The organism is uncultured Gimesia sp., from assembly GCF_963972345.1.
Lineage (GTDB): Bacteria > Planctomycetota > Planctomycetia > Planctomycetales > Planctomycetaceae > Gimesia.
On record NZ_CAXAVM010000003.1, the window covers coordinates 60,238 to 83,966 of the forward strand.

20 protein-coding genes are annotated in these 23,729 nt (G+C 51.1%); 10 read left to right on the plus strand and 10 right to left on the minus strand.

Annotated elements, in window-relative coordinates; genetic code table 11:
- Positions 1 to 49: 49 nt before the first annotated feature.
- Positions 50 to 1,066 (minus strand): DUF1559 domain-containing protein, encoded by a 1,017-nt coding sequence (locus AACZ40_RS00845; protein ID WP_291179153.1) that lies wholly within the window; start codon positions 1,064 to 1,066, stop codon positions 50 to 52.
- A 718-nt stretch (positions 1,067 to 1,784) separates the two neighbouring features.
- On the opposite strand from AACZ40_RS00845, the gene AACZ40_RS00850 reads away from it, so the two are divergent.
- The 6 genes from AACZ40_RS00850 to AACZ40_RS00875 all read left to right on the plus strand — a co-directional run bounded on the left by AACZ40_RS00850 (position 1,785) and on the right by AACZ40_RS00875 (position 11,028).
- Positions 1,785 to 3,302, plus strand: a complete 1,518-nt coding sequence (locus AACZ40_RS00850; protein WP_291179155.1) for a UDP-N-acetylmuramoyl-L-alanyl-D-glutamate--2,6-diaminopimelate ligase — start codon at positions 1,785 to 1,787, stop codon at positions 3,300 to 3,302.
- 54 nt (positions 3,303 to 3,356) lie between these two features.
- On the plus strand, positions 3,357 to 4,769 hold the full coding sequence (gene murF / locus AACZ40_RS00855; RefSeq protein WP_291179158.1) for a UDP-N-acetylmuramoyl-tripeptide--D-alanyl-D-alanine ligase: 1,413 nt from the start codon (positions 3,357 to 3,359) through the stop codon (positions 4,767 to 4,769).
- A 280-nt stretch (positions 4,770 to 5,049) separates the two neighbouring features.
- Positions 5,050 to 6,156 (plus strand): phospho-N-acetylmuramoyl-pentapeptide-transferase, encoded by a 1,107-nt coding sequence (gene mraY / locus AACZ40_RS00860; RefSeq protein ID WP_291179161.1) that lies wholly within the window; start codon positions 5,050 to 5,052, stop codon positions 6,154 to 6,156.
- Between the two features lie 221 nt (positions 6,157 to 6,377).
- The gene (ftsW, locus tag AACZ40_RS00865; protein WP_291179164.1) at positions 6,378 to 7,703 is read left to right on the plus strand and encodes a putative lipid II flippase FtsW; all 1,326 of its coding nucleotides are present in this window, start codon (positions 6,378 to 6,380) and stop codon (positions 7,701 to 7,703) included.
- Between the two features lie 83 nt (positions 7,704 to 7,786).
- Positions 7,787 to 8,947, plus strand: coding sequence for an undecaprenyldiphospho-muramoylpentapeptide beta-N-acetylglucosaminyltransferase (gene murG / locus AACZ40_RS00870; protein WP_291179167.1), 1,161 nt, complete (start codon positions 7,787 to 7,789; stop codon positions 8,945 to 8,947).
- Positions 8,948 to 9,144: 197 nt separating this feature from the next.
- Positions 9,145 to 11,028, plus strand: a complete 1,884-nt coding sequence (locus AACZ40_RS00875) for an aspartate kinase (RefSeq protein ID WP_291179170.1) — start codon at positions 9,145 to 9,147, stop codon at positions 11,026 to 11,028.
- 6 nt (positions 11,029 to 11,034) lie between these two features.
- Here AACZ40_RS00875 and AACZ40_RS00880 read toward each other — a convergent pair whose 3' ends face one another.
- The 5 genes from AACZ40_RS00880 to AACZ40_RS00900 all read right to left on the minus strand — a co-directional run bounded on the left by AACZ40_RS00880 (position 11,035) and on the right by AACZ40_RS00900 (position 14,329).
- Positions 11,035 to 11,409 (minus strand): hypothetical protein, encoded by a 375-nt coding sequence (locus AACZ40_RS00880; RefSeq protein WP_291179173.1) that lies wholly within the window; start codon positions 11,407 to 11,409, stop codon positions 11,035 to 11,037.
- 18 nt (positions 11,410 to 11,427) lie between these two features.
- The gene (locus AACZ40_RS00885; RefSeq protein WP_291179176.1) at positions 11,428 to 11,814 is read right to left on the minus strand and encodes a DUF4440 domain-containing protein; all 387 of its coding nucleotides are present in this window, start codon (positions 11,812 to 11,814) and stop codon (positions 11,428 to 11,430) included.
- Between the two features lie 31 nt (positions 11,815 to 11,845).
- A complete protein-coding gene (locus AACZ40_RS00890; protein WP_291179179.1) occupies positions 11,846 to 12,388 on the minus strand; it encodes an FHA domain-containing protein in 543 nt (180 codons plus the stop codon).
- Positions 12,389 to 12,487: 99 nt separating this feature from the next.
- Positions 12,488 to 13,774, minus strand: a complete 1,287-nt coding sequence (gene clpX, locus AACZ40_RS00895; RefSeq protein ID WP_339672767.1) for an ATP-dependent Clp protease ATP-binding subunit ClpX — start codon at positions 13,772 to 13,774, stop codon at positions 12,488 to 12,490.
- Positions 13,775 to 13,975: 201 nt separating this feature from the next.
- Complete coding sequence (locus tag AACZ40_RS00900) at positions 13,976 to 14,329, minus strand: hypothetical protein (protein WP_291179185.1); 354 nt, start codon at positions 14,327 to 14,329, stop codon at positions 13,976 to 13,978.
- Positions 14,330 to 15,034: 705 nt separating this feature from the next.
- Between AACZ40_RS00900 and AACZ40_RS00905 the strand changes: the two genes are divergently transcribed.
- The 3 genes from AACZ40_RS00905 (at position 15,035) to AACZ40_RS00915 (ending at position 18,212) form a co-directional block, all read left to right on the plus strand.
- Entirely contained in the window at positions 15,035 to 15,520 is a 486-nt protein-coding gene (locus AACZ40_RS00905; RefSeq protein ID WP_291179187.1) for a hypothetical protein, read from the plus strand.
- 50 nt (positions 15,521 to 15,570) lie between these two features.
- Positions 15,571 to 16,218 (plus strand): bifunctional 4-hydroxy-2-oxoglutarate aldolase/2-dehydro-3-deoxy-phosphogluconate aldolase, encoded by a 648-nt coding sequence (locus AACZ40_RS00910; RefSeq protein ID WP_291179190.1) that lies wholly within the window; start codon positions 15,571 to 15,573, stop codon positions 16,216 to 16,218.
- A 347-nt stretch (positions 16,219 to 16,565) separates the two neighbouring features.
- On the plus strand, positions 16,566 to 18,212 hold the full coding sequence (locus AACZ40_RS00915) for a hypothetical protein (RefSeq protein WP_291179193.1): 1,647 nt from the start codon (positions 16,566 to 16,568) through the stop codon (positions 18,210 to 18,212).
- Between the two features lie 34 nt (positions 18,213 to 18,246).
- Here AACZ40_RS00915 and AACZ40_RS00920 read toward each other — a convergent pair whose 3' ends face one another.
- The 3 genes from AACZ40_RS00920 to AACZ40_RS00930 all read right to left on the minus strand — a co-directional run bounded on the left by AACZ40_RS00920 (position 18,247) and on the right by AACZ40_RS00930 (position 20,385).
- Positions 18,247 to 18,573, minus strand: a complete 327-nt coding sequence (locus tag AACZ40_RS00920; RefSeq protein ID WP_291179196.1) for a twin-arginine translocase TatA/TatE family subunit — start codon at positions 18,571 to 18,573, stop codon at positions 18,247 to 18,249.
- A 108-nt stretch (positions 18,574 to 18,681) separates the two neighbouring features.
- Complete coding sequence (locus AACZ40_RS00925; protein WP_291179199.1) at positions 18,682 to 18,888, minus strand: twin-arginine translocase TatA/TatE family subunit; 207 nt, start codon at positions 18,886 to 18,888, stop codon at positions 18,682 to 18,684.
- Positions 18,889 to 19,329: 441 nt separating this feature from the next.
- On the minus strand, positions 19,330 to 20,385 hold the full coding sequence (locus AACZ40_RS00930) for a hypothetical protein (RefSeq protein WP_291179202.1): 1,056 nt from the start codon (positions 20,383 to 20,385) through the stop codon (positions 19,330 to 19,332).
- A gap of 750 nt (positions 20,386 to 21,135) precedes the next feature.
- Between AACZ40_RS00930 and AACZ40_RS00935 the strand changes: the two genes are divergently transcribed.
- Entirely contained in the window at positions 21,136 to 22,485 is a 1,350-nt protein-coding gene (locus AACZ40_RS00935) for a hypothetical protein (protein WP_291179205.1), read from the plus strand.
- Positions 22,486 to 22,497: 12 nt separating this feature from the next.
- Here AACZ40_RS00935 and AACZ40_RS00940 read toward each other — a convergent pair whose 3' ends face one another.
- On the minus strand, positions 22,498 to 23,562 hold the full coding sequence (locus AACZ40_RS00940; RefSeq protein WP_291179208.1) for a glycosyltransferase family 2 protein: 1,065 nt from the start codon (positions 23,560 to 23,562) through the stop codon (positions 22,498 to 22,500).
- Between the last annotated feature and the right edge of the window lie 167 nt (positions 23,563 to 23,729).

The following is a 23,729-nucleotide window of genomic DNA, read 5'->3' on the forward strand; positions in this document are numbered from 1 at the left end:
GCCTGCTCCAGGTGGTAGTTTCTCTGAGGTACGGAGGTCGTACCGTTATTTAGAATTCACCGAGCGTTTCGCCGCCTGCCCTGGTTGTCAGGCTGGCAAAGGTGTAGCCGCCAATGTTGGCGCTGATAAAGCGTACTGCGCCATCCCCCAGCAGGAAGTGAGCACCACCTACATGGAAACTTAGGAAACCGAAACTGCGCCCGTTCGTGCAGTTGATAGCACAGGGGCCACCGTCTGCGCCATCCGTTCCATCACGAAGCGAACCCTTGTACCAGTGGTCGCCGTTTAACAGGTCTCCCCAGCCTCCACCGTTGGTTGGGCCATAGGCTGTTGTCAATGCTGCGTTTCTGGTCGTTCCGCTATAGATATTGGTCCCCCCTACTCTTTCGCCCAGTAAAATTGTGTTGGAGGAGCCATCGATAATATCACGCATTCTGGTAATTGTATTTCCCGGCGCAGTCGGATCTGAGGGATCGACTCCGACATTGTTTAACAGGCCGGAGCGGCTACTGGCGGCGGGATGGCCAGTATAAGAAATCGATGAATAGTCACCTCGCACACCCGATGCCGGACAATAATCGGTGCGGGCTGCTGTGTAAGTCAATGGGAAACTCAGGCTGGCGAGATCATAATTATGTTTCGTATCTTCCGGTGTCGAGGGGCACATAAAGACTGGCACTGGGGTTGCAATTACGGTCAGGTTTTGCGCGACAGCAGGAATGGCGGCGAGTTGATCGAAGGCCGGGTAGGATGAATTCCAGAGATTGTAAAGAGGAGCCTGGTCGATGTTAGGCAGAAGCATGACGCCATAAACGCCTGCTTTCGGGTTCGCAGGGTTGGTAGGGTCAACAAACCAGGAAAACGGAAAGCAGTTATGTGTGTCGTGGTAATTGTGGAACGCCAGTCCCAGCTGCTTGAGGTTGTTCTTGCAGGTGGAGCGTCGGGCGGCTTCTCTGGCCTGTTGCACTGCAGGAAGCAACAGTGCAATTAAAATAGCGATGATAGCGATGACGACAAGTAATTCGATAAGAGTGAAGCCTTTTTTGAGGCGCGAGTTCAGTTTCATCTTCTCTCTCCTTTGACACATCGGAATAAGTTGACTGGGATGGGGATAAATAGCGTTAGAATACTTCTCCGTTTGACAGGTAAGGTGAATAAGCTCCTCAATAGAAGTCTCGAATTATCAGCAAGAATTTGCGTTAGTGAAATTTATTAAAACAGCCCGTCAGGCTGCAGATTCTCTTTACTCAATGCGCTTATGGAAATGGACGGGTAACGCTTGAGTTATCTTCAGGATACCGAGGCGGAGTGTCGGAATCCATAGCATTGTGTACGAAATAGGTAAAAATACTAATTTTAAATTTGTGCTAAGGTGGTGTGAAAAAACAACTGATTTTCCAGTCCTTTTCTGTCGGGATGAGAGCGAATCTTGTTGGGTTAAATCTGTTGGATTAATGACGGCCCTGGTTTCTGCGGCCCGTGATTTCAGGCCGGCTGGTACTGATGTGCCGAAGTGCGATCAGCGGCATTGTCTGTGTAATAATTACAAGCCAGGTGACGCCGGTCGTTTTTTTGAATTTCCTGGGTTGACCTGAATCGAAGAATTACGAGAATGCTTCCCACTTTAAGACATTTCCAATTCTGAACAAATCCAATTTCCATACCTTTGCCTGTTCGGGCTGTCCGGATTTATTCACCACGCTACCACGTCAATGAAGTTTCCTTCCGTCATCGATTCTTTAACCTATTGGTTTCCTGAAATGCATGGTTCTTACCTCACATCCATGTCATCTTCATCAATCAGCCTGTCACCCGGGACCATTGCCGTCAGTCTTCGATTACTGGTTCCCACTGCAAGCTTTGTTGATTGTGCTGATGTTTTTGTGACATCAATACGGTCAGACAGCCGTCACTGTCAGCCAGGTGATCTGTTTGTCGTCGTGAGCGGTACCAGGGAGTGTGCAGAACGGTATATTCCCGAAGCGGTTCAAAAAGGGGCAAAAGCAATTCTGACGGAACGCCCTCTGACAGGGCTAAAGGTGCCTCAATGTATTGTTTCCGATGTAAGAAAGGTCTATGCCCTGCTCTGTGCTGAACTGGCGGGACGTCCAGCCCGGCATCTTGAAACAGTCGGAGTGACGGGTACTAATGGGAAAACTACTGTCAGCTGGTTGATTCGATCTATCCTGCAGAACTCCGGCAGGAGAACGGGGCTTTCCGGCACGGTCGAATACCACAACAGTGTTTCATCCCGACCTGCTTCGCTGACCACGCCTGATGCGAACGAGCTCTCTCAACTGCTGGCGGAAATGGTTTGCAGAAAAGCCACTCATGCGGTGATGGAAGTTTCCAGTCATGCTCTGGATCAGAGTCGTCTGGCGGGGACCGAACTTTCCGTGGGAGTAATCACGAACGTCACGCAGGATCATTTTGATTATCATCAGAATTTTGAAAACTACGCTGCCTGTAAATCCCGTATGATTCAACAGGTCAAACCGGAAGGTGCGGTAATCCTGAACTGGGATGATCCCACATGCCGGTCTTTTGCAGACGCAGTCAAGCCGTCTCAGAGACTGATGACGTATGCCGTCGATGGTGAGGCCGACGTCGTCGCGCGAAATCTGCAGGAATCAACGGACGGTGCAGAGTTCGAAATCATTGCCAGCGGGCTTTCCGTCCCCGTGCGAACTTCGCTGATCGGAACACATAATATCTCCAACTGCCTGGCGGCGGCCGCTGCCTGTCTCTGCCTGGGAGTCTCTTTATCGGAAATTGCATTGGGTATCGAACGACTTGCCACGGTACCCGGCAGGATGGAGCGAGTATCCTGCGGTCAACCTTTTACCGTTTTGATTGATTATGCTCATACGGATGATGCATTGAGCCATGTGATCCGGTCTGCGAAACGCCTGTGCTCTCAACGTGTCTTTTGTGTGTTCGGTGCCGGTGGCGATCGCGATACGGCAAAACGCAGTCTGCTGGGACAGGCAGGCAGTGAAGCCGATCGGGTGATCATAACCAGCGATAACCCCCGCAGTGAAGATCCAGAACAGATAATCAGGGCGATTGCCGAGGGGTGCCGGAGTCGTGGTAAATCTCCGGAACAGATAATTGATCGTCGACAGGCCATTCATCATGCCCTGTCAGAGGCCCGCGAGGGTGACGTGGTACTGATTGCCGGTAAAGGTCATGAAAGCGAGCAGATTATCGGCGATCAGATCATTCCCTTCAGTGATCGGCTTGTGGTCGAGAATTACTTCCACAAAAAACACATCGACAGCACCCGGAAAGTGCCGGCTTAACCGTCTTATCAGCAGTAAATATTCATTCCCGTAATCAGAAAATATAACGTTCTCATGGATCGTATCTCAATCAACACAATCAGCCAGGTGATTCAGAAGGGGGTAACTTGCCCGCTTCAGGAACTGGCTGACGTTGTCGGGATATCAATTGATTCGCGCACTACGCAAAAGAATGAACTGTTCTTTGCCATCCAGGGGAAGCGGCTGGACGGGCATCAGTTTGTGGGGCAGGCACTGGCGCAAGGGGCGGCAGCCTGTGTGGTTAAACGTGGAGAGGTATCAGTCGCTGATGCTCAACGACTGCTTGAGGTTGACGATGTGAATCAGGCGCTGTTGCAATTTGCCCGCTGGTATCGACAGCAACAGACGGCACAGCTGATTAGTATCACAGGCAGTGTGGGCAAAACAACCACGCGGACGATGATTTATACGGCATTGTCGTCCTGCCTGTCAGGGGTTCAAAGCCCGGCGAATTTCAATAATGAATTTGGCGTGCCTTTGAGTATCGCCGCGATGGAAGCAACTCATCAATTCGCAGTACTGGAACTGGCAGCGTCGCAGGTGGGAGAAATTCAAGAGCTGTCTGAAATTGCACTTCCTCAGATTGGTGTGATTACAGGCATCGGTCGCTCGCACCTGGAACATTTCGGGACACTGCAACAGACTGCTGAAACCAAAGGTGCTTTATTCGAAGCTCTGCCGACCGCGGGGCTGGCTGTGGTCTGCGGCGATGACCCGTTTGCAGACTATCTGGTCTCCCGGACCTCTGCCAGAACTGTGCGTGTGGGACTGGGAGAAAACAATGATCTACAGGCTGTTTTGATTGCACAGAATCAACAGGGGATTTCCTTTCGGGTGAATGGCCAACTGTATCTGTTACCGGTCGTGGGGCGTCACTTTATCAATGCTGCCCTGGCGGCAATCGCCGTAGCGCGAGAGCTGGGAATCTCTGAAAAGGATGTGTCTGAGAGCCTGCGGAACTATGCGACTGTGCCGGGACGCTGTCACCGAATGCAGATTGGCGACTGGACTGTGATTGACGATACCTATAACGCCAGCCCTGATTCCATGCGGGCTGCGTGCCAGGTGTTACGCGACTATGTCGGCACGGGTAAGCGGATCATGGTGATGGGAGACATGCTGGAACTGGGACCGGAAACCGAAGGATATCATCGTGAGATGGGAACGCTGGCTGTTGAATCGGGCATAGATCTGCTGTTTGCCTGTGGCGGACAGGCTGAGTCTGTGGCGCAGGGAGCTCGATCTGCAGGAATGGCTGAGAATCAAATTACTACTGCTCCCGATGTGGAACTGCTGGCTCTGGAGGTGACTGACCATCTGGAACCGGGAGATGTTGTACTAGTGAAAGGGTCGCGCGGGATGCGGATGGAACGTCTGCTGCAGCATCTCCAGCAGACTGTCTCAGACGGAAAAACAACGGGAACAACGAAAATATCATGTGTCTAAACTTGTGATTTCACCATATGCTTCGGGTTTGCGGGAATCCAGAGCGCGTCTGCTTCGGCGGACAAATCAGCGTCGGAAATTGTGATTACTTGGGTCGATCACTCCATAGCTGTATTATGGTGAAATCATTTCCGGGCGTCGGGATTGGGGTCTCGGCGCCCGGACCTTCTATTTGGCAGTGTTGTCGAAAGGGCTGGTACAGTCTCACGGCCTCTGTGGTAATGAGGCTTAACAGGAAAACTGATCTGGTTCAGATTGTTAATGGCGAGTAAATTACTTCATGATCATCTGGCTGGTGAAGACGTTTTCCCCGCTTCTGGAGCAACTGGAAGTGCTTTCGACTGGAGACTCCCGCGTCTTTCTGACTGCGCGGATGGCATTGGCCAGTCTGTCTTCCTTTCTGATTGCGATTCTGCTGGGACCGCTGGCAATCCGCTGGCTGGAAAAACGCTTTCGCGAGCGGGTCGTCAGTGATTCTGAGAAGCTGAATGAAATTCATGCCTCCAAAAATGCGACTCCCACGATGGGGGGCATTTTCATTGTAGGATCGATTCTTATCTCTGGTCTCCTCTGGGCGGATCTCTCAAATCGCTATGTGCAGTTGGGCTTGCTGACGGCAACCGGTTTTGCACTGCTGGGCGCCTACGATGACTGGATCAAACTCAGTACCAGTCGGAACGGGTTAAAGCCCCGGCAGAAACTCGTGGTTCAGCTGATTTTTTCAGCTGTGATCGGAACGGCTTTGTACTTCAATCATCACAGTGTACCCGCCGGTCTGGATCTGATTATGCCTGTCACCAGAATGGTCTGTTACCTGGGGCTGTTCTTCATTCCCTGGTCAATGTTTGTAATGACGGGCAGTTCGAATGCGGTGAACCTGACGGATGGCCTGGATGGTCTGGCCAGTGGCTGCATGGTATTTGCCGGTTCTGCTTTCGCCGGATTGACTTACCTGGCAGGGCATAAAGTGATGGCTGAATATCTGCAGGTTCCTTTCATCGCGGGAGCGGGCGAGTTGAGTATTCTACTGGGAGCCACGGTTGGCGCCGTGCTGGGCTTCCTGTGGTTCAACTGTTATCCCGCCCAGGTCTTTATGGGGGATACGGGTTCCCTGCCTCTGGGGGCGCTATTGGGGTTTTCTGCGCTGGTGATTCGCCAGGAAGCGTTGCTGGTCATTGCCGGTGGTGTATTCGTAGTAGAAACATTGAGTGTGATTATTCAGGTATTCTGGTACCGTCGGACAGGGGTGCGCGTTCTGGCCTGCAGTCCGCTGCATAATCATTATCTGTTCCAGGGGCAGCACGAAATGAAGATTGTGGTCCGTTTCTGGATCTGCTCTGCATTGCTGGCCATCATTGCCATCTCCAGCCTGAAGATTGCGACCTGAGTCTGTCGGTTACGGTCCGTGTTACGATCGTGACGTTTCTGTCGATCAGCGGAAACAGCGGAGCTGGGAAAAGGCCTGTTAGCACGGTTTTGTCAGCTGGTTCGTATCCTCGTTGATTGTTTCTAAATCGTGATTTCCCATAGGGCTTACCGTTCAGGGCATGCCGTTTTTAGAGTCGATTTCATTGATATGTATTCTTCATTATCAATGAGAGCGTTTCGATGAAGTCATCATTCTCAATCGATTCTCAGCCGGAGCACGATCGCAGCCTGTTTATTTCCATGGCCTGCGCGTTGCTCGGGATCGGAGTGTTGATGGTGCACAGCGCCAGCATCACCTCCTGGCCGACTGAATTCGAACAGGTTTATTTATCGAAGCACCTGATCTTCCTGGCAATCGCGGCGAGCGTGGCATCGTGCGCTTCGTATCTCCCGGCCCGCTTCTGGTACGACCGCGCTCCCCTGCTCTTCTGGGGAACGGTGGTTTTACTGATTCTGGTCCTGGTTCCGGGGATCGGAACGCGGGTGAATGGAGCGCAGCGCTGGTTGCGGTTTGGTTCTGTTTCTCTGCAACCTTCTGAGCTGGCAAAAATTGCCCTGCCTCTCCTGACAGTACGTCTGATGGTGCAGCGGCGAAGTTCCGTGAAGCACTGGTTCAAGGGGACGGTGCCGTTACTGATTCCACTGGCGATTATTATTCCCCTGGTGATTAAACAACCCGATCTGGGAACGACCCTGTTTCTGGCGGGTGGTGTCATGATTGCCCTCTTTCTGGGGGGATGGCCGATTCGAAACTTTATCGTCGGTCTGTTATGCGCTTTACCTGCTGTGGGAATGCTGGTCGCTTTACGTCCTTATCAGTTGAAGCGAATCAGCGGTTTCCTGGATACCTGGACCAACTGGGAATCTGCCCCCTACCAGCTGAAGCAGTCTCTGATGGCTCTAGGGACGGGCGGCGTTTATGGCTCGGGACTGGGGAAAGGGGCACAAAAATTAAGCTTTCTCCCGGAAGCGAATACCGACTTTGTCTTTTCCGTCGCCGGTGAAGAGTTGGGGTTGATCGGCACACTCGCGATTGTCGGTTTATGGCTGGGGCTGTTTCTCACTGGTTTGAATATTATCCGCTCACAGAAACAGAATTCCTATGCGTACGTAGTCAGTCTGACATTACTGCTGCAACTGGTGCTGCAGGCTGTTCTCAACGTGGCTGTTGTGACGGCCATGGTGCCGCCCAAAGGAATTTCGCATCCCCTGATCAGTTACGGCGGTACGAACCTGATGGTAAGTCTGCTCTCGCTGGGTATTATCATCAGCCTCACACGCTCAGCGGCAGATGACGCTCTCGTGATCGATCCGGAACTCAATCAGGATGAGGAACCACTCGTCAATGAAGCCGTCACACTCGCTGAGGAGAAGACACCGTTAGAGGTGGATTCTCCGGAAGAGTGCGAAGATGAAGAGTGCGAAGATGAAGAGTGCGAAGATGAAGAGTGCGAAGAAGGCGAGTATGAAGAAGACGAAGATCTCGAATCAGAAGAGAGGTCTTAGCTGGGATTCCGGGAGAAATGTTTCTATGCTGGTAGCGTGTCTCTCAGTTTGATCCCTTCACTCTCATCAGGTGATTCCGAATCATGAGCTCTCCTTCGATTCTCGATGGCAAATCGATCGTTTTTGCAGGTGGTGGCACCGGCGGCCATTTACTTCCGGGGATGGCTGTTGCCGCGGAACTGGCTTCCCGGGGAGACTGTCGGATCAGTTTTGTGGGGACCAATCGGCCGGTCGAGCAACAGATCATTGCGCGGTCGGGATTCGAGCATATTGACCTGCCCACCTATCCCTTGAAAGCGATGTTCCGTAACCCCTTCCGTTTTTTCGTGAATAATTTTCGCGCTTACTGGAAGGGGCGAACCTGGCTCAGGGAAAATGATCCAGCACTGGTGGTTGGCCTGGGAGGCATGGCGAGTGTGCCAGTCATTATGGAAGCTTCCCTGATGAAGCTGCCCATTGTGTTGCTGGAACAGAATATCGTCTGTGGCAAAGCCAACCATTTTCTACTGGGTCGTGCTGATGTGATCTGCAGTTCTTTTCCTGATACGATCTGGAGCAGTTCGCAGATCGAAGCCGGTCAGAAGCCACGTGTCGTGGTGACGGGCAATCCCGTGCGAACACAGATCAGGCAACTGGCTGAATCAGCGAATCAGATCCTGTCTGACCCTGCAGAGGACGAATTCGTGATCCTGGTATTAGGAGGCAGCCAGGGGGCACTCGCGGTCAATTCTGCCGTGATCTCACTGCTGGAACGCTCCCTGGATCAGTTGCCGGAGACCATACAGGTCGTTCATCAGACTGGGGAAAACGATTTCTCCCGCCTGGAAAAAGCCTATGAAAGGATCTGGAATTCCGTTCCCCGCCTGAAAGTAACAGTGAAACCTTTCTTTGAAGATCTTTCAGAATGGTATGCTCGAGCCCATCTTGTGATTTCCCGCTCGGGGGCGACGACTCTGGCTGAACTGGCCTGTGCAGGATGTCCCACGATACTGATTCCCTATCCAGGATCGGTGAATGAGCATCAGTTACTGAATGCCCGCTATTTTGCAGAACATGGTGCCGCTGTGATTGTCGAGCAGTGTTCAGAACCGGAACAGACGGCAAGACAGCTGCAGGAAGCAGTCTTTAAACTGGTCTTCGATGCGGAACAGCGAGGGCAAATGGCGACAAGGATGCGGCAACTCGCTCTTCCTGATGCAGCGAAGCGGGTGGCTGACGAGATCATGGACTTAATGCCTGCTTAAATCGGGTCAGTGTGTGTTCTTGTGAACACTGGCTGATCCCGTTGATCGGAGCCTTGTCAGTACAGATGATGGGAATGCGCCTTTTTTCCGGCTGCTTTTTCTGGTTTTAGCGAAACCTCAAAGTCTGATGATTCACGAAACTGGGATGATTTGTTACCTTTTCCCATTCTCTGATTCACAGACATCAAGAAGCTCTCATGCGTCAGATGTGGTCGTTTGAAGCGGCCGCCGGTCAGTGCCATCAGTACCTTGTTCATTCACTTGCAGAGAAACGGAGAGAAGTCGTGTCACTCATAGTCCAGAAGTTTGGTGGAACGAGTGTAGCAGATACCAGCAAGATCCTCGCAGCAGCCCGGCGTGCAACCGAAATGCAGCAGGCGGGTCATCAGGTCGTGATGGTTGTCAGTGCGCGGGGCAAAAAAACCGACGAGCTGGTGAGGCTGGCGGCGGAAATAACGGACCACCCTACTCCGCGCGAGATGGACATGCTGCTGTCGACGGGCGAACAGGAATCAGTGGCCTTAATGGCGATGGCCTTACACAAGCTGGGAGTGCAGGCGATCAGTCTGACAGGCTCTCAGATTGGTGTTGTCACCGATTCATCGCACACCAAAGCCCGAATAATTTCGATCTCCACCGAGCGGATGCGGTCTGCCCTGAATGAAGGTAAAATTGTGATCGCGGCAGGATTTCAGGGACGCGATAAAGACTGGAATATCACAACCCTGGGACGCGGCGGCAGTGATACGACGGCGACGGCACTGGCTGCCGTGCTGGAAGCAGACATGTGTGAAATTTATACGGATGTGGAAGGCGTATTTACTACTGACCCCCGTATCGTTCCGGAAGCACACAAAATTGACAGCATCTCGTATGATGAAATGCTGGAACTGGCCAGCCTGGGAGCAGGTGTCATGCATTCCCGGTCCATTGAATTCGCAAAAAAATACAGGGTGCCTTTGAAAGTACGTCCTTCATTTTCCGATGGCGAGGGAACCCTGATCGCGGTTCAGCCCCTGACAGATGCTCCCGTTGTGACCGGGGTGGCTTTTGTCCGGGATGAAGTGCGTGTGAGTCTGACCGATATCCCTGACGAACCGGGAATCATGGGGAGTATCTTCACGCGGATGGCCGAGCGTAAGATCTGCCTGGACATGATTGTACAGGATGTGGGTACAGCGGGACTGGCCCGTGTCTCCTTTACCGTTCCTGAGTCGGATCTGGCGGAAACATTGACGGCTGCCAGTGAGGCCATTGATGTAATCGGTGCCGGGAAAATTCAGCATGGCACGAATCTTTCCAAAGTTTCGATCGTGGGCTGCGGCATGCGGAACCATTATGGAGTAGCCAGTCGCATGTTTGCGATTCTGGCAGCAGCCGACATCAATGTGGGCATGATTACGACGAGCGAAATCAAAGTAACGGTGCTTGTCAATCGTGATCAATGTGAAAAAGCAGTCCAGGTGATTCATAACGGTTTCGAATTGAATCAGCTCTCCAGTTATTCGTTTGCGACCAATGAAATACAGACGGACGCGCAGCAGACGAGTGGGTCGGCTCCGGAACAGACGACGCTCGAGCAGGACATTATTAACCAGTTGTCCCATATGGAAGATATCGTGGTCAGTGAAGTACTGCTGGACCAGAGCCAGTCCCGTGTTACCGTCAGAAATCTGCCTGACAGTCCCGGTATCTGTTCGCGGCTGTTCTCTGTTGTGGCCGAGGGGGGCGTCTCGGTTGATATGATCGTGCAGAATATGGGAGAAGAGGAACAGGCCCACCTGTCATTCACCGTTCCCCGGACCTCACTGGAAAAGAGCCTGGAACTGGTGGCACCGCTGCTGAAAGAATGGGGCGAGGCCGAGCTGAGTCATGAGGCGGAAATTGCCAAGCTGTCCGTCGTCGGGATTGGCTTACGCAGCCATACGGGTGTGGGACAGTCCATGTTTAGCGCACTGGCGGAATCGGGAATTAATATCCAGATGATCAACACCAGTGAAACCCGGATCAGTGCCGTGGTAGCCCATCAACAGGGCGAAGCGGCTTACCGGGGGCTGTTACAGAAATTTCACCTGGTATAATTCGACTTATACTTCTTCAGTGAGTGCAGCCTGCAGGATCTGAGCAAGCTGTGCAGAGAATCTGCTGCGAGGCATTACTTCCGTGCAGCCTGCTGCCCGGGCCGCTTCCAGCTTTTCGACATCCACATGCGGTCCAAAGGCGATACTCACCAGAGTGGGATGCTCCTGATGGATCGATTTCAACTGGTCCCAGTTCAATGAAGGCTGATTCAGGTCCACCAGCAGCACCTGGCGGATCGAGTCGTCCAGTTGTGCCAGTGCCTGGCGCGTGCTGAGTACGGTACAGAAAGTGTACTCACACTGTCTGGCGGCTCCGGTAATCTGGCTCGAAAACATGATGTCCGAGCAGAGGATGAGTACCTGAGAGGCTGGTTTTGTCATAATGGATACCGGTTGTGTTCAGATTGTGGATCGATGGAAATGGACGTGTTGCCATTCCCCGTCCTGTTTCTGCCAGATGCGGGTTTCTTCACAGGCCGCGGTGGAATCGTGGCCATGCTCATCGATCACCTGGACGATGCGGACATAAGTAATGAGGGCAACTTCGCCCATGATTGAGACCATGGGTGAAGTGATGGTCGACTGCCGTGGCCTGCCTGTGGGATTCATGTCAAAATAAAATCGATGGAAATCCATTCCCGCGACCAGATGCCCCCTGGCTTCCGGTTCAAAGGCGGTCAGTTCTTCATCACAGAGACTTGTGTAAGTATTCCAGTCTTTATGATCGATGGAATGCAGCAACTGCTTACTGAGTTTTAACAACTCCTGTACGTCGTTATCAGACATCTTTAAGTCTTTCAGAGATGGATTGATGAAATCACTTTTGATCCATCTTATCCGTTAGTTCAATTTCTGGAAATTGAATGGTCTTTTTATTTTCTGAAGAACTCTGATCTGGTACGTACTCATCAATGGTTGCCGTGTCGCTCGATTTTTTCTGTTTGTCCGGTAAGGGGATATCCTGAGAGCGAACGTTGTCGGAAACTGCTGTCAGGGTATTTTCCGGTAAGATCCCCTCCAGGGATTTGAGATTGATCGTCGAACCGACATCGACAAACTGTTTCGGATCATAGTCGACCTGAAAATTGACGTCTGCAATCGAAAGCAGACAGCCGGGGGCTAACTTGGTATCCCGTTTGGGAGTCAGTTTCTGACCATCGATGAAGGTGCCGTTGGAACTGCCCAGGTCATGAACCAGTGCCACGGACCCGGTGAGAAAGATTTTGCAGTGGTGGCGGCTGACCAGGTCGGATTTCAGTTTGATATCGCAGTCGGGAGCTCTGCCGATCAGAGTCGTTTTTGTGAGAGTCATGGTTTTGGATTTGGATGATGTACTTTGAACACTCAAACGAATTTTCATGACTCTACCACACACATAAGAAAACCCGCCGAAGAAAAGACTCCGGCGGGAGATTTGTTAATCATCAGGTTTGATTATAGATTCTTCTTTGACGCAAGTCTATGCGGCTGCGGAGTCATCTTTAGGGAAGAGATGTTCAGTACCCTGGATGATTTCCGGTGTGACCACATATTTCTTGCCGGCTTCCTGTTCGGGAAGTTCGTACATGATATCGAACATGGCCTGCTCAATGACGCTGCGTAAACCCCGTGCTCCCGTATTTTTCTTCTGGGCGATACGGGCGATTTCGTGCAGTGCTCCTTCCGTAAATTCGAGTTCCGCTTTTTCCATTTCGAAGAACTTCTGGAACTGTCGCACCAGGGAATTCTTGGGTTCCGTCAGAACACGGACCAGGTCTTGCTCGCCCAGTTGGCAGAGTGAAGAGAGTACGGGCAGTCGTCCCAGGAGTTCCGGGATCAGGCCGAATTCCAGCACGTCATCCACGGAAGCCTGTGCCAGCAGGTCATTTTTAGACCGTTCCTGTATTTTCTTCTGCTGATTATTCTGTCCGAAGCCGATGGTTTTTCGGCCCAGTCGTTTCCCGACAATATCTTCCAGTCCCACAAAGGTACCACCACAGATAAAGAGGATATTACTGGTATCGAGCTGAATGTACTGCTGCTCGGGATGTTTGCGACCACCTTGTGGCGGAACATTGGCAACGGTCCCTTCCAGCATTTTCAGCAGCGCCTGCTGAACGCCTTCGCCGGAAACATCCCGGGTGATGGAGACGTTCTGGCTGGTTTTTCCAATCTTGTCAATTTCGTCGATGAATAAAATGCCCCGCTGGGCTGCTTCGACATCGAAGTCGGCAGCATGCAGCAGCTTGAGCAACAGGTTCTCAACGTCTTCTCCCACGTAACCGGCTTCGGTGAGCGTGGTGGCATCCCCGATGGCAAACGGGACCTGCAGGTAACGGGCCAGACTTTTCGCCAGTAATGTCTTACCGGATCCGGTCGGACCGATCAGCAGGATGTTGGATTTATCGAGTTCAACGTCCGAGCCTTCCTCTTCGGCATGCATCAGTCGTTTGTAATGATTATGAACGGCGACTGCCATGACTTTCTTGGCTCGTTCCTGGCCGATTACATACTCGTTCAGGTGAGTCACAATTTCCCGCGGCGTGGGAACGTTCTTGAACAGTTTTTTGGTGGTTCCTCTGCGTCGGTGCTCCTGTTCCAGAATGGACTGGCAAACTTCAATACATTCGCCACAGATATACGCGTTATCGGGTCCCTCTACCAGGGGCCCCACTTCACGATAGCTTTTTCTGCAAAAAGAACAGTTCGCGTTTTTCTTCCCAGAAGAATTACGTTTTCCAGAGGTGATATCTCGTCCGGTGGGCATAGCTTCCCTTCAACGGTGTCAACTAAATTATGGCGATCAACGTCCAGTGAATTTTGATTCTGCCTCCGTGCAAATCACTCGATAGGTAAAAATAACTTTTGAAATGGATCTCTGATAAGGATCAATATTGATTACTAAGAGGCAGTTATCGGATAAAAAATGTGATCTATTTCTATTTGCATTAAGAAGAACCGCTGACAGTCATTCCTGATCCGACTGACTGTTAATCTCAGCCTGATCAGAATCTGCATCAACAGTGTCCTTATCCAGACCCTGTCTGGTTGGAGCAACGAGTCGCTTTTTGATGGATCGGAATTCGTCGTCGGTAAGGTCACCTTCTCGCTGCATTTCTGCGAATTGCATAAGTAATTCACGGGCATCCACATGACGATCCTCATTTTCCCGAAAACGTCCTACGACCCATACGATCAACCAAATCAAAAAACTGACGATCAAAACTGCCAGGATCCATTCAACGAGATGATCGCCCAGCAGTTCCTTGAACAGCTTTTGTTTATCCGCCTGTTTTCCCAGAGTTAAAAAATAAAAAATCACTGTAACTCAGGCAGAGAGCAAAGTCTTCCTGCCTTTCCTATATCTGAACTGCAAAACGGATGCAGGCTCCATGGACTTAGATGCGGATCCCCTGCTTAACACGACAGACTGTTATTATCAGGGAGACCTCTGAACGAGGCAAGCCTTCTTATGTCTCAGCTCAGTCACAGTATATGCGAGACTAAGCATTTCACGCGCCAAAAATGGTCAATTTACGATAAGAAAAAGAAATAGGATTGCTGGAAATCGCTGATCGAAAACAGACTGGACGCAGCCACTGGACGCGATTCACCCCTGTTTTCCAGTTCCTGTCGGAACAATCACTTCTGGCAAACGGGAAGCCGTCAAACAGGAGTGGACTCTGATATGAAATTATTTTCCCTGGTGTCAACTATAGATAAGAGAGGTCAGAATCGTAAGAATTACATTGTCGATCTTACCGTAAGTGTAATACGAACGGGGATTTGACTGCTTTTGAAAGTGGAGAGGGAATCCTGTCTGAGCTGGAAGTCCGCCCGTGATTCTCATAAAATGGGATTCTTGCAAATGGTGCCGGTAAAGTCGGGAGACCGCTTGCATTGCATCCTGAACGGATCACTTTTATGATCAACTCGCGAAATAAACGAATCATGATAATTCCAGGTCTGACTTAAAGTTCGTCAAACTGGTGTACAAATACAGGTGGAAAGAATTTGAGGGTTTTGAATGGACTTTGAGAAGCGTCTTCAGAATGCCATTAATAAAGGGCGCGCCGCCAAAGATGAAGAGATCAGACAGGAAGTTGGCAAAAAACTGACCGAAGAGGAGTTTCGGAATCTTCACTTGAAATACCGTCTGGAGTTAACCGAACACATCGACAGTTGTCTGAGAAAACTGTCAGATCACTTTCCCGGCTTTCAGTTCAACACTGTTATGGGAGAGGAAGGCTGGGGTTCGAAAATTACGCGGGATGATGTCAGCTTGAATACCGGTCAAAAAGCGCAGACCCTTTACAGTCGTCTGCAAATGATTGTCAGGCCCTTTACCGAGACCCATATCGTCGAACTGGTAGCGAAAGCCACCATTCGCAATAAAGAGATTTTTAATCGTTCCCATTATCAGTTTATTGCCGAAGCTGATATGCAATCGTTTCAGGACTTAATGGATCTCTGGATCCTTGAGTTTGCCGAGCAGTTTTCCTATCAAGGCTGATTTATCATTCCCCTGCGTCCCCGTCTCTTTCAGATAAGGTTTTACAGCAGATGAGTCGTCATTCGGATTTAACACAGGTTCTCGATCGTGGTGCGGTTGCTATCATTCGCGCACAATCGGGTGAGTTGCTGGTTGATGTCTCCAAAGCGATTTATGCTGGCGGACTGGATGTGATTGAAGTCACGTTTACCGTGCCTGGTGTGCTTGACATACTGGCACAGGTCAAACGCGACCTGGGTGATAAGATATTGCTGGGAGCTGGCACCGTATTGGATACGGAAACCGCCCGGGCGGCAATTCTTGCCGGTGCGGAATTCATTGTGACCCCTACCGTGAATACCGATGTCATCGAACTGTGCAACCGGTATGATAAACTGATCATGACGGGAGCCTTTACTCCGACAGAGGTATTAACGGCCTGGGAAGCAGGCGCAGATATCATCAAAGTCTTTCCGGCTTTTGTGGGAGGGCCCGCCTATCTGAAAGCCCTGCATGGGCCTCTGCCCCAGATTCCTTTGATGCCCACCGGCGGCGTCGACCTGGAAACCCTGCCCGCTTATCTGAAAGCGGGCGCCTGTGCCGTCGGACTGGGTAGTTCACTGGTCACAGCCAAAATGGTTGAGTCAGGTGATCTGGAAGGGATTCAGAAACTGACTGCTGAGTATATGGGCAAAATTAAGGAGCTGCGCAAAGGGTAGATGGCCTTGCCTGTTCCCGAGGGCTTCCTCTTTAACACAGGAATATTTCTTCGTGTTTTCTCCTGTTGCGCTTCTGTTTCAACCCGAAAGATCGTCTCAAGTCCTACCAACCGAATAGACGATATGCCTAGATAGTCAATCTTCGGTTTACCAGTGCGCGTATTCCCCTGAGTTGCGTCTCATTCAGTTTGATATTGGCTCAAGTTCGTCGCGAGATGCTGTCAGGGATCGAAATACATGCTTTGTACCCGGTGAATAGACTGTTAGCAAAATTCACAACTTCTCAGGAGGGACTCCGGGCCGGGATCACAGAAGAATGTGTTCTTCAGGCAGGGAGGTGCATTGGCATGAGACTATTTACATTACTGGTAGTCAGTTGCTTGTTTTGGGGATTCCCCTTGAATTCCGCTTCGGCTGCTGTTTCTACGTCCCCCGTATTTACCAGTAAGACCCAGTTTCGCATTCCTTATCATTACGATCAGGCTGAAATTGATCGACTCGGTGCGCGGGAAATCAGACTTTATGTTTCCACCGACCGGGGGGTGACATGGAATCATCTGCAGTCGGTTCCTCCTACCACGCGCAAATTTCCCTTTGAAGCCACCCAGGATGGAGAATACTGGTTCTCCGTGCGGACTTTGGATTCCCAAAATCAGCTGCATCCGTCCGGTCGTGTGTTTGAGCCCGGTTTACGGGTCGTGATTGATACGACACCTCCACAACTGGATCTCGATCTGCGACAGATTTCCCCGGGTAAAGTTCAACTGATCTGGAATGCCGAAGATCAGAACCTGGATCCGACCAAACTGGTCCTGGAATACTCCCAGAACGGGAGTCAGAACTGGCAGCGTGTGATTGTCGCTCCTCATGGAAAAGGTCAGACCACCTGGTCCATTTCGCAAGGCGGCGTCGTGTCAGTGCGGGGTGTGATTAAAGACAGAGCCGATAATACAGGCAGCAGCCAGAAACAGATTCGGGTCGTTGCCGCGGCCAGTCGTACGACGCTTCCCAAACCCAAGGAAGATCTTCCCGACTTTAACCAGCCGATCGCCCAGGGGACGCTGCCGGACAACAGCTTGACCCAGACAGAACCGGGGACACTCGCACCTTATTCCGGTGATCACGTTTCACCTCAGCCCACGCAACCCCATGGTTTAGATTCCCAGACACCCCTGGCGAATCATCAGCTTCCCAGCGTCTTTCCTCAGCAGAACCGATCAGAACAGGTCAACCCGGGGCCGCAGAGTGACCAGGGGCAGGTTAAAAATCAATTTGTCGCCGATGATCCGGAAAAGCGTCCGAATTACGCCAAGAATCGTTACCCCCAGTCGGCCACACAAAACTGGGCTGCAGAACGCAAGCAGGTCTTGAACGGGACCAAATTCCAGATCGGATTCGAAGTCGATGAAGTCGGTCCCTCAGGCATCGGTGCTGTGGAACTTTACATTACAGAAGACAATGGCCAGAAATGGTATAAATACGGCGAAGACGCGGACAAAAAGAGTCCGTTCCACGTCGAAGTCCCCCATGATGGCATCTATGGGTTTTCCTTACGGGTGCGGAGTGGAGTTGGTTTGGCGGATGCCTTACCCAAGTCGGGTGAGAAACCGGATGTTGTGATTGTGGTGGACCGGACGGCACCTGCCCTGAAATTAAATCCCGTGGTACAGGGACTGGGTGGAGAAGCGAATAAGGTCACGATTTCCTGGGCCATGAGTGATCAGAACCCTGCTGAGAAATCGATCGCCATCAATTTCTCAACGCAACCGGGGGGCCCCTGGGAACCCATCGTGGACTGGCAGGAAGATCAGGGACGGTTTACCTGGTCTGTGCGACCAGGCAACCCTTCGAAATTCTACCTCCAGGTGATTGCCCGCGATGCGGCAGGCAATGTTTCGCAGGAAGTGACACCAGAGCCGATTATCCTGGATCTGACCAGGCCATCCGGGAGAATCGTTGATGTGGAAGTGCTGAGCAAAGCATCTCCCTATTAAGTCTGACCAGGCAGACTGACGGTCGCCCGGCAGCTCATGCCTGTTCCGATTTTTCTTCCGCCTTGGGTTCAGAGTTGGGAACTTCAAACTTGGGCGCTGTGAAATCATCAGATCGTTCTGAGGGAGTCGGGCGTGGTGTTTCAGGTTGTGAATGTGAATAGGATGCCTGATTCACATCGTCTTCGATACCACTGACGCCTTTTTTGAATTCGACGATTCCTTTGCCCAGACTGCGTGCGACTTCTGGTAAACGCTTACCAAACAGCAGCAGAGCAATGATGCCGACGATGATCATCTCATAACCGCCGGGCATTCCCAGAAAAGCAGGAACTGGTGTGATGTGTGTGATTGTCTGAAACATTTTCTTACCTCTTTTTATGAATAAGGTATTGAGGGGGAAACATCAGTTTGTCCCCCCTGATCCTGGGATCTTGGGGTTGAGAGCAAAACGATTGAAAACAGTCACAGGTCAGCCCGGGGGATTATCCTGTTTCGAGTCTTGCGACCGGATTCGGGAAGATTCGTCCTCTTCGTCGGCTCCCTCTTGTGAGCCCTTCTTGAATTCGACGATGCTTCTCCCCAGAGAATTCATGACTCCGGGTAATCGCTTACCAAACAGGAGCAGAATGATCCCTAAAATGATGGTGATTTCAATCCAGCCTGGAAAGCCAAACATACTGTGAGTCCCGTTAACTTCTATGAATCAGTCGAGTAGACGATTACGTTATCTGTGGAGTAATCAGGTTCGTTCGGTGAAATGGTAACAGAAGAAGACTTCACCGAAAATGAACACCAGCGTAAATGGGATGATTCAATCAGGCATGCTCTGCTGGCGCTGAGGAAAAGACCAGTCGGGAGGTTGTCATTCCTGTATGATGGCACCTGCGAAAATAGTTCTCGGAGGAGATCCCATGGATGGATATCCACTCGGTTTGCCCGCAGGAGTCGCAGGAGGATTGAGCGGTAAGTAATTAAATCATAACCTCGCAAACGCGGCTGTCAACAGAATTTAACACCCCAATTCGCGCGAATTCCGATTCTGTCTGATGATCATGCCTGTAAAATTGCTTTGTATCGACTTCTCAACCTGAACAAGGTCCGGAAATTCGGATTGGACTTAAATACTTACAGCATCAAGGGATGTTTTCTGTAACAACAGCAACATCTCCACCCATTGGACCTGTTTTGCAAATGCGTTGAGTTCCGGATCTGCGTTTGCTTCACACTCCTGGCAGCAATCGACAAAAGCATTCAGCAGCCAGCGTTTATTCTGGACTAATTTTGTTTGCCAGTCTGCGACATGCGAGAGGCCTGCAAACCGCTCAAACAGAGGCGATACTGCTGCCGGCAGTTCGTCATGCAGCGGATGATAGCCGACTACCCTGCTCCAGTATTTGGCATTGGAATAATCGGGTTCGCGGCGGTGCATGATATGATGCCAGTAGTCGCCTGCCCGATGTCTGCCCTGGCTTTGAACGGACTGTGAATATTCATGGCTTTCTTCGAGATAATCATGCAGGCAGAGCAGACCGGCTTTGAGTGCCGTGGCATCTGCTGCGGATTCAATCGAGGACAGATCCTCTCGAGGATGATAATTGCGTAGCAGATCCAGCAGCCATTTTCTGTCAGGTCCGGGCGCAGGGGGTGCTAATGCCGGCAGAGTGCTGAGTAAATTGTTTTCCAGTGTGAGGGGGTTCTCTGTCTCAATCAGTTGAAAGGATACTTTCTGTTTTGCCAGAAGAATCAATGCCTGCCAGATCTGTTCCGGAGAGTCCGGCAGATCGTTCAGACTGAGAAAGTCTGTCTTGCGGATCAGAATGACCGCCTGCAGAAGTGGATTCATGGATAACGCGGCCGCCAGCGGAGGCAGGGTCTGAAATGTCTGAACCAGATATTCTGAATTCGAGAATGGCAGCAGGCCGACCCCTTCCCGAAGCTGATCCCAGTCGTGGCTCAACAGTTGTTCCAGGTCAGCCTGACTCAATTGAGGGGTATCAACAAAACCGAGATACTCTTCGGTTGCACTTTCGAAGAGGGAAACCAGTTCTGTTCGCGACAGGGATGCGGGGGATTTCTGCTCCAGTGGAACCAGGCTGATGGGGGAGGTGCCAGACGGGCAGTTCAATGAATCCATCACCTGACGGGGCAGATATAGTTTTATACTTGCAGACATGACAATCTATCTTCTGAGGACGGGAGAATACTGTTTTGATCAGATAATCAGCAACGCTTCTCAATACAAAAGCATCTCACATTTCACCACAGGCTCTCACAATCGATTAGGCTAACTCCCAGGCACTGGGAGGGGCACCGGTAAAACGAGACACAGTCGACGATGATCTCATGGTATGAGCGTTTGCAGATTTTCCTGTGTTTCAGTCTAAATTAACGGATTTCGGACGCCACGGAAAGTCACGCATCTACGGATGCCCATCAGGTCAGGCTTCTGTTCTCACCAGTTTGCCGGTCGTTTCTTTTGTCCCTTGTTTCTGCCACCCTTTCTGATTGTTGCAGCAGTCCCTGTGGTCAGCACCCATCTCCAGAATGCAGTGGCTGTGAGACATAACTGGTTTTTCAAAATCGACTTATTTATCCTGCTTAGTGTTATGAAGCGAGGGCGAGTATGTTTGCTTTATCGTGCTTTCAGGTTTGCCTTCTGAATCGCCATGATACTGTACTGGATGTGTACAGGCGGTGTTTTCTACGAAGGATCTTGAGAAAAATCCCAATATCGGCTGGTTAAAATGAAAAATGTGTGAACAATAGACACAAATTGACTGACCCGGCATGTTGACCGAATCTTCACGATTGAGTTTGGATCCCATGCTGGTAACTGGTTTGAGCGATAACAAGGGGACCTGTTTGAAGCTCAGGCTCACTGATTCGACTGGTGATATTTTCACATCACTGGCGGTATTCTTGTATGAACCATATCTTACCTGATTATTATGTAAGTGAGGCAACATGGTTTTATCTGTCCCTGTTGCTCTCCCTGGCGGTCTTTTTCCGATTTGACCGGATCCTTTCGCTGCGCAATCTTGATCTGGTACTTTTGCTTTCCATCTCACCGGGATTGCTGCTTTTAAGTGACCGACCGGTACTGGGCAACATCTGGCTGTTCGCTGGAACAGGATTGTTTGTCATTCGAATGTGCGTTGACTGTTATTTTCAGCGACGTCCGCGAGGCGAACAGAATCTCAACAGTTTTGGAATGGCATTTCTCTGTATTTCGATCTTCGCCTTTTTCATCGTGCGTGTGTTTACGGAAATTCCCGCGCCGGAAACCATCCAGACAGTCCGACAGGCAGACAGTCTGCTGAGCATGCAGGATGTCAGTGCCTCTCAACAGCAGACACATCTGGAAGCCGGCCCCACTGCCCGCCTGCTGGCCGCGCCGGTGGTGCCTCTATCGAATGCAGTTGTCCAGGGAGGCGCTCCCGTAACGAGTATCAGCCCGCCCCTTGATCATTCAACGCTGGCTGCGCGGATCATGGCGATCCTGGCGCACGCCTTTGTCATCGTAGGGCTGATCATCATGGGGAAAGTACATTTTGCAGATACGCAGGTCGGGCTGGCAATGGCGCTGTTATACCTCCTGCTGCCCTGTACTGCCTATGATGTGAGTAAAGCGAACCATGTTTTACCAGCGGCATTGCTCGTCTGGGCTTTTGTGACCTATAAGCAGCCGATGCTGTCTGGAACTTTCATGGGTCTGGCCTGTGGCGCGATGTTTTTTCCGGTCTTTCTTCTGCCTTTGTGGGCCAGTTTTTACTGGAAAAACGGTCTGAAGCGGTTTGTGCTTTCCGGCAGTGTGGTCGGAGCGGTTTTGCTGGGCAGCCTGATTCTGACGTCCGTCGATCGGTATTCCTTTACCCAGCAGACCATCGGGTCCATCGACTGGTCGGTCATCAAATTCGAGGGGGGGCAGCAGATCCCGGGCTTCTGGAGTGCCTATGACTCGGCCTATCGGATTCCTGTTTTTGTGGTCTTTGTGCTTTTGATTGTCTGTCTGACGATCTGGCCCCGTCGAAAAAATTTAGGCCATTTAATGTCACATACGACGGCGATCATCATTGCCACCCTGCTCTGGTACCCCCAGCAGGGAAGCGTGTATCTGCTCTGGTATCTGCCCATGTTGCTGATGGTGGTCTTCAGGCCGCGCCTGCTGCATACCACACAAAGCACCGAGGTGGATCGCAATCAACAGGCGAATGAAAAACCGGTTTCCCGTTTCCAGGATTCCGCCACTGTTGTCAGGCATACATCGCAGTAACGACGTTCGACCTCAGCTCTGCTGTGAGAGTTCCTGGCTGGTTTCTTCTGTGGGGATGCCGTCGTTGCTACGCGAAAAGAGCGGTGCTTCATGGTCTGGAAAATCAAAATTGGTTTTCGTGTTGACGATGAACATGGGACGCGCTCGGACCTGGTCATAAATACGCGTGACGTATTCGCCGAGAATGCCAATTCCCAGAGCATTCAGTGCACCGAAAAAGGAAGCGGTAATGGTCACCGATGCCCAGCCCGGGATTGCCAGTCCGGTAAACAGCTTATGGTAAAGCACAAAGCTGATTACGACCGCACACACCACCGCTGAGAGCGCTGCGATCAGGTAAAAGATGGTCAATGGTAAAAATGAAAAAGAGAAGATAGCCGTTTTCGCCAGCCGACAGAGATGGATGAAGGAAACACGGGGAGTATCATCATAACGTGCCATGCGTTCTACGCTGACACCGATCTGACGAAACCCGACCCAGGAACGCAGACCGGGAAAATAGCGATCACGGTCGATCAGTTTGGCAATCTGAATCGCGACTTTGCGATCAATCAATCCGAAATTACCGGCATCTCTGGGAATGGGGGAATTCGCGATCAGGTTCAGCGTTTTGTGAAACGTACTGAAGGCCCAGCGTTTAAGTACATTTTCTTTGCGCTCGGTGCGAATGGCATACACCACATCAAATCCCGCCTGCCAGGCTTCCACAAAATCAATAATGGCCGTCGGGCTGTCCTGCAGATCCGAATCCATAATGACAATCGCATCACCGGTCGAATGTAATAACCCGGCCTGTACGGCTGCCTGGTGACCGAAGTTTTTGGCAAAATGCAGGACTTTCACCCGGGAGTTCAATTCAGCCAGATCATCCAGAATGGAGCCACTTTGATCCGAGGAGCCATCATTAACAAAGATGATCTCATAGCAGCAACCGAGCTGCTGGAGTGATTCTTCCACCGACTGTAACAACAGGGGGAGGACATCCTGCTCGTTGAAAACTGGTAGAACGACCGAGATTAAAAACTCGTTGACTGATTTTCGCTTAGCGGAGTTAAATTGCGTAATCGACTGATTCATTTGACCAGAACCCCTACCAGTGAAAGTCCCCATGGAACTCCCGTCACATGGATCAATTTACGTTCTACCCCGGCACACGACAACAGGCAGCGATTTAAGAACCGCGGGATCCGGGAGAAGCGTGGTGTCTCATCATTCTCTCGTTTCAATACCCGGTCTGCCCCTCT